Raw genomic sequence first — 7,546 nt, forward strand, 5'->3', positions numbered from 1 at the left:
TTTAATTTTTTAGAATCTGAATTGAAGGTTAACAAAATAAGATCTACCCTGATTATACCAATACTTAGGCGCGAATACCATATTTCCGCTGTCATAATCATTAGCATAATCAATATAGTTAACGTTTCTGGTCTGTTCAAATCCTCCTGTAATATAATTTCTGTTATTAAGGATATTATTGACAGATGCAGACACCAACACATAATACTTACCAATCATCCACGATTTCCCTGCATTTACATTGAAGAAGAATGCTGAAGGCAGTTTTGTAGGCGTAAGAACTCTTGCAAGTTCTTCATCATTTACCTGGTCATAAGGCTCTCCCGGCGTGTTAGGATTTGTATAGAATCTTTCTGTTCTGGTTACAGGAGACGGATCAAGGAATGAATGTCCGAAATAGTTCCATGTTGCTCCTAACCACCAGTATTTAGGGCTGCTGTAACGAAGACCTAGCGTATATGCCTCCTGAGGAGTTCCGCCCTGTCTGTAATTCTTAAGAGTAGCTACTCCCATGTTGGTATAAGATCTTGAAACGATATTTCCGTTCCCGTCCAGCTCTCTGAAAGTTCCAACAGCATCAGATGCAAAATAAACGGTAGGGTTATTGGTATAAGTATACTGTCCCAAGCTTAATAATCCGCTGGCGGTTAAAGTAGGAGTAAGTTTCACCTGTGCACCAAGCTCAACACCCATATTTCTTTTGTTGGCACCTGCCAGAACCTGTGTAATAAAAGCCCCGTCCTGAATAGGAGCCTGATCTCCGCTTTCAGTAAGATTTGTCAGTTTAACTCCCTGTGCGAAGTATCTTTGTACACTTGTTTCATTTTGTGTATTAACAAGATAACCTGTCAGTCTAAGTTTAACAATCGGAGTGGAAATTACATAACTCAAATCATTGGCATCAATAACAACGTTTTTGATCCCGGGAGTTGTAACACCACTTACTCTTGTATTAAAATAAATATCATTCAGGAAAGGAGACTGTGAGAAGTAAGCCCCGTTATAAACCAGGAAGTTTCTACCATTGATTTTATACGTAACTTGCCCTTTAATACCTGCATTCCAGAAGTTTTGATCTCCACCTTTTCCATAAGAAGATTCATACAGATAGTGCTGAAACAATCCTTCTCTGCTGTTCGTAGTATACCCAAATAACCCGGAAACAAACACATCAAATTTTCCTGTTGAGAATTTAAAGGCTGGATTTATTTTGAATTCCTGTCTTCTGAAAATATAGCTGTACCCGATTTTATCCCCTTCTCTTTTTGCAACATCAGTATCGCCTTCTCTTGTATTGAATTTTCCCCAAACACTTCCTGCAGTTGTATTGGATGCAAACGGGTCCATATTCAGGGCAAAATCAGCACCTAACAGGTCGTTTACTTCTCTGTACTGCTCAGATCTGTAGTTCTGGTAAGATAAGTTTAAGATAAAACGGGAAGTATCCGTGAAATTATAAGTATAGTGAGTTGCCACATTCCATACTTTATCATCTTTTACATCATCCACAAGGTAATAAGCTGCTCTTCTTCCACCCAATAATGCATTGTATTCCACATTTCTGTTGGCATTATAAAGATTATCCCAGTTGATCTGTGTGTGAGACTGATCATCATTCGTCCACCAATCTCTCGTAATTCCGATGTTAGCGGCCTGTTCCGGAGACGGATCTTTATAATTTAACCAGTAACTTGGCAAATTACGGTAATAAGTTGGTGATGGGTTATTCGCTCTGTACCAGTCTAATCTGGAACTGTATTCTTTTCCGAACTGGTAAGAAACAGAGGTCCATAATTGAGAATTTTTATTAATTTTCCAGAAATCCTGCAACTGGATCATTGGCTGGAACCCTCTTTTCACCCTTTCATTTCTCTTATCTCCATTCTGCCATCCCCAGTAAGAGTTATAATGAACTCCTCTGAAATCATACACTTCCTGAGTACTTGGACTTGAAGAACTTCTTTCATATTTAGAACCAATGGCGTTTAACGTCATCGTGTGACTATCACTAAATTTCTTCTCAATACCAATATACCCACTGTATGCATCATAAGCAGTTCCATCCTGGATCCCTTCCTGTGCCCATCTTCTGGCGATCATTCCTGTAAATGCCCATCCGTTCTTGTTCATCCCGGAAGAAAATCTGTAGGATAATCTGTTTCTATAATTTCTGTTGGTAAGAGAGTATGTCAGTTGGCTTCCTTTTCTGTACTCGCTGGCTTTTGTATTCTTATAAAATACTCCGGTAGTCCCTCCGAAAGCATATTCTGAAGGTGCATGATTAGCTGAAATTTCCGGGTAACGGGTAATTTCGTTCAATCCTCCCCAGGTACTGAAGTCTACATCTCCATTATCTGCAGCGGCCATAGAAACCCCGTTGATCATATTCTCACCTGTTCTGCTATCAATCCCTCTCGGACGGAACCAGTATGGCCCTAAATCAAAACTTGCAATCCTATTGAAAACATCCTGTGAAGACTGTAATAATCCTACAGTTGCAGTTTGTTGTGCACCACCGCTGTCACTTTCTCCGGAATCTTCTACAATAGCTAATCCCTGGTCTGCACCGTTCAATGCAGAATAAAGAGTAATTACTCCAAGATCTTTTCTTTTCTCATCACTGGTTACATCAAATTCAAACATTTTAGTTTCAAAATTGGGTTTTGTAACCATAATCTGATAATGTCCGGGCATCAAATCCGTAAATTGGAAATATCCGATTTTGTCTGCCTTTGCATCATTTCCTGCTCCTTTTAAATCTACATTCGCTTGCTCAACAGGCTTACCGTCTGCATCCTTAAGATATGCAAACACTGTTGTCTGCGCATAATAATATGAAGCAGGCAGCAAAGTAAATAAAGAGATCAATGATAGTTTTTTAATCATGAGTATATTTATTTTTTAATACTTTTCTTGTTAATTTTCAACAGTTTAAAAGTTGGGGGCACAAATTTAATCAAATTTTGTAATTCAGAACTTTTTTAACATTATTTTTTCTTAACATTGCAATCTTTTAAGAATCATTATAAAAGAGAGATTCGGATTACTGCTTTTAAATTTACAAATATTTAAAACGCAGCGAATTAAAAAAAAGTAAATTTGTAATTAATAGTATAATAAAACTCTAAAGAGATGAAGAGATTTTCGAGTCTGTTTGCCCTATTTATTTCAATTGTGGCATTCTCACAACAACAGGGAAAACTGAGAAAAGTAGCTACCGTTGGGTTTTTGAATGTAGAAAACCTTTGGGACACTATCCGCTCAGCAGATTATATAGACGGAACCAAAAACATTAAAAATCCTGCTTTTCACAGAAGCATCCCCATGGATTCCATCAAATTTCTGGAAGCCGAAAAATATGACGGACCATGGAGTGACGGAGCTTTAATTGGCAAAAAAGTAGTGAGAGAACAAGGTGGTTCTGAAGAATTTACTCCCAAAAGTCCAAAAAACTACGGAACTAAAATTTATAAAGCAAAACTGGCCAATGAAGCTAAAGTCATTTCTGAAATGGGAGCACAATATACCAAAACAGCCCCAGCAGTAGTTGGCCTCATTGAGGTTGAAAACAGACAGGTAATCCAGGATCTTGTCAATGAACCTGCTTTAAAGAAATATGATTACGGAATCATTCACTACAATTCTTATGATTACAGGGGAATTGATGTTGCTTTGATCTACCAGAAAAGAAGATTCACTCCTACCAATTCATTAAAAAAAGAACTGGTCATTTATGGTGACAACGGAAAAAGGGAATATACGAGAGATATCCTTGTGGTAACAGGATTTTTAGATAATGAAAAAGTAGCTTTCTTTATGAATCACTGGCCTTCAAGAAGAGGCGGTGAAGCCATTTCATTACCTAAAAGAAATGCAGCGGCTGCATTATTAAAACAGCAGATGGACAGCGTCAGAGCTGCAGACCCAACAACAAAGCTTTTCGCCATGGGTGACTTTAATGACGATCCTGTAAGCCCAAGTTTAAAAAACCATCTGAAAGCTCAGGCTAATCCGAAAGACCTAAGCGAAGAAACACCATATCTTAACCTGATGTACCCTTTATATAAGAAAGGAGTTGCTTCTTTGGCTTATCAGGATGCACCTAACCTGTTTGACCAGATTATCGTTTCTAAAAATGTAATTTCAGATCAGGTAACAAAAGAGTATTCTGTATACAAAACAGAAATTTTTGCACCCGCATATCTCGTGAATAAAGAAGGAAATTATAAAGGTTATCCTTTCAGATCCTGGAACGGAGACCAATTTACAGGAGGCTACAGTGACCACTTCCCGGCGTTTGTAGTTCTTCAGAAAGAACCATAAAAAAGTTAGGCACTCTTATTGGAGTGCTTTTTTTGTATAAATATCTTAATCATGAAAAATATTATTTTATTGGTATTGATTGCATTGGTCCCTTTCAGCTGTTTTTCGCAGAAAACACCAAAGAAAGATAAAGAGCAACACGAGATGAAACCTTCCAAAAATGAAGACGGAGAATGGGATCTTACAGTCATTGATACTCAGTTTGATTATTTCCTGAGTGCTGTGGCCAAACCTATCAGCCAGTACTCAGAATCTTATCTGAAGACAAAAAATACATTTCTGGTCAACGAATGGAACAGTTATTACAATTCCGGCAGATATAGAAATATTATTGAATCAGGAATAGATTATGATCCGAAGGAAAATTACGGGATCAAGTTTGAATATAAATTATATCAGGTTTTCGTGTACGTCAACTGGAAATATAAATTAAGACTGAACGGGTTATCCGGAAGTGATGCGATAAGGTAAATTTTAAAATAATACCCAATAAAAAAGGTTCAGAAATTCTGAACCTTTTATTTTTATAATAGCTGAAAATTATTTATTGAATAATTCCTCTACTTTATCCCAGTTTACTACATCGAAGAATGCAGAAACATAGTCAGGTCTTCTGTTCTGGTAGTTTAAATAATAAGCATGTTCCCAAACATCTAGTCCTAAAACCGGAGTTCCTTTAACATCTGCTACAGGCATTAACGGGTTATCCTGGTTTGGTGTAGAAGAAACAGATACAGAACCGTCAGCATTTTTTACCAACCAAGCCCATCCTGAACCGAATCTTGTTTTAGCAGCTTCAGAAAAATCAGTTTTGAATTTATCAAGACCTCCGTAATTTTCGATAGCAGCTTTTACATTTCCTACCGGTTCTTTGCTTCCTCCAGGTGTTAAGATTTCCCAAAATAAAGAGTGGTTGAAGTGACCTCCTCCGTTATTTCTTACGGCTGGTTTATCAGTTCCTGTCTGGCAGATTTCTTCGATTGTTTTTCCTGCTAGTTCAGTACCTTCAATTGCTTTATTTAAATTGTCAATGTATGCCTGGTGGTGTTTTGTATGGTGGATTTCCATAGTTCTTGCATCAATAGTTGGCTCTAATGCATCATATGCATATCCTAATTTTGGTAATTCAAATGACATAATTTTTATTTTTAATGTTATACCCAAAAATAGCCAATATTTAAGGTATTATCAAAGATTGGGGATTACTTTAATAAATCTTTAACATTGATATATTGATTTAGAATGAATTAATTTTTGGGTAAAGAAGTTTGAAGATGAAAGATAAAGTAAAAAGCACAGACCGAAAATCAGCCTGTGCTTTCTATTTAACAATAATTAAATTAATTTATTTATTCATAGACATCAGGAATTCTTCATTATTGAGAGTTCCTTTAATGTTTTTATCTACAAATTCCATAGCTTCCACAGGATTCATCTCAGAAAGATATTTTCTGAGGATCCACATTCTCTGTGAAGTTACTTCATCCAGAAGAAGATCGTCCCTACGGGTACTTGATGCTACAAGGTCAATAGCAGGATAAATTCTTCTGTTGGCAATTTTTCTGTCCAACTGAAGCTCCATGTTACCTGTACCTTTGAATTCTTCAAAGATTACTTCATCCATCTTGGATCCTGTATCAATCAGTGCAGTAGCAATGATTGTAAGAGAACCTCCGCCTTCGATTTTTCTTGCTGCTCCGAAGAATCTTTTCGGTTTGTGAAGGGCATTCGCATCTACCCCACCGGAAAGAACTTTTCCTGATGCTGGAGTTACGGTGTTGTATGCTCTTGCCAATCTGGTGATAGAATCCAGTAAGATGACTACATCATGCCCGCATTCAACCATTCTTTGGGCTTTTGCAAGGACAAGGTTAGCTACTTTTACGTGTTTTTCAGCGGCTTCGTCAAATGTAGAGGCAATTACTTCTGCATTCACACTTCTTTCCATATCGGTAACCTCTTCCGGACGCTCATCAATCAGAAGAACCATCATATATACTTCCGGGTGATTTGCTGCAATAGAATTAGCGATATCTTTAAGCAACATTGTCTTACCTGTTTTAGGCTGTGCAACGATCATTGCTCTCTGACCTTTCCCGATAGGAGCAAATAAATCTACAATTCTTGTGGAAACTGTAGACCCGCTTCCTGCAAGGTTGAATTTTTCTTCAGGGAAAAGTGGGGTCAGATATTCAAAAGCGACACGGTCTTTAATAAATGCAAGATCACGTCCGTTAACTTCTGTAGGCCTTAGTAAAGAGAAATATTTTTCTCCTTCTTTAGGAAGTCTGACAATTCCTTTCACTGTATCTCCGGTTTTCAAACCGAAATTTCTGATCTGTGCTGTAGAAACATACACATCATCAGGAGAAGAGATATAGCTGAAATCAGAAGAACGTAAAAATCCGTAATTATCCGGTAAGATTTCCAAAACACCTTCAATACTTACCAATCCATCGAAATTAAATTCTTTTTTAGGATCGTTCTGCTCCTCTGCCTTTTCAGAATGTCTGTTCTGATTTTGGTTTTGGTGCTGTTGGTGCTGGTTTTGGTTTTTATGCTGGTTTCCACTGTTCTGTGGGTGGTTTTGTCCTTTTTGAGGTCTGTTAGCCTGTGGTTGTTGAGAATTGTTAGGCTTTTCTTCTGCCTGGGCAGGCTCTTGGGATTCTGTGTTTTTGGAAGCTTCTGTTCTTTCCTGGGCTACTTCTGCATTAGCTGTATTGGCAGAAACTCTTTTTCTTTTCTTTTTTGCCTGGGCTGTTGCTGTGGATTCTTCTGTTACTGCAGCAGCTTCAGCTTTTGGTTCTTCCTGTTTTATTTCTTCGGAAGCCGGCACCTTCTCTTCTGTTTTTTCCTCTGCATTAGGTTCTACCGGAGCTTTCGCATTTGCTTTTGGCTTGGCTGCCGTTTTATTCGGGGCAGCTTTTTTTGCCGGGGCCTTGGCAGGTTTTTCTGCCGGAGCCTCTTCAGTAGTTATACTGGCGGTTTCAGTGGCGTTGAAATAATCTTTTGCAACTTTAGGGTTAGAAGCCTGAAAGTCAAGAATAGCAAAGATCTTGTCATTTTCATTGCTGTTTCTTGCAACTTTAACGCCTAAATCTTTTAAGATTTTAGTCAGTTCCGTTACGGATTTTGACCTTAACGTTTCTATGTTAAACATATTTAATGTAAAAATGTAATTAATTGTGAGTAAGAAAAGTAAGTCCGGTGACTTTTGTTTTCA

Annotated in this window: 5 protein-coding genes; 2 read left to right on the forward strand and 3 right to left on the reverse strand. The window is 37.7% G+C overall.

The window, feature by feature from the left end:
- Positions 1–9 precede the first annotated feature (9 nt).
- Positions 10–2,886: a carboxypeptidase regulatory-like domain-containing protein gene (locus ACE3RB_RS11730; RefSeq protein WP_374464380.1), complete on the reverse strand. Its 2,877-nt coding sequence runs from the start codon at positions 2,884–2,886 to the stop codon at positions 10–12.
- A gap of 246 nt (positions 2,887–3,132) precedes the next feature.
- Between ACE3RB_RS11730 and ACE3RB_RS11735 the strand changes: the two genes are divergently transcribed.
- The gene (locus ACE3RB_RS11735) at positions 3,133–4,323 is read left to right on the forward strand and encodes an endonuclease (RefSeq protein ID WP_374464381.1); all 1,191 of its coding nucleotides are present in this window, start codon (positions 3,133–3,135) and stop codon (positions 4,321–4,323) included.
- Between the two features lie 51 nt (positions 4,324–4,374).
- Positions 4,375–4,794, forward strand: a complete 420-nt coding sequence (locus ACE3RB_RS11740) for a DUF6146 family protein (RefSeq protein WP_374464382.1) — start codon at positions 4,375–4,377, stop codon at positions 4,792–4,794.
- 69 nt (positions 4,795–4,863) lie between these two features.
- On the opposite strand, the gene ACE3RB_RS11745 is transcribed toward ACE3RB_RS11740, so the two are convergent.
- Complete coding sequence (locus ACE3RB_RS11745) at positions 4,864–5,460, reverse strand: superoxide dismutase (RefSeq protein ID WP_047427203.1); 597 nt, start codon at positions 5,458–5,460, stop codon at positions 4,864–4,866.
- Between the two features lie 208 nt (positions 5,461–5,668).
- Positions 5,669–7,483, reverse strand: coding sequence for a transcription termination factor Rho (rho, locus tag ACE3RB_RS11750; RefSeq protein ID WP_374464383.1), 1,815 nt, complete (start codon positions 7,481–7,483; stop codon positions 5,669–5,671).
- Positions 7,484–7,546: the final 63 nt, after the last annotated feature.

This window comes from Chryseobacterium sp. (assembly GCF_041914225.1).
In the GTDB taxonomy this organism is placed as follows: Bacteria; Bacteroidota; Bacteroidia; order Flavobacteriales; family Weeksellaceae; genus Chryseobacterium.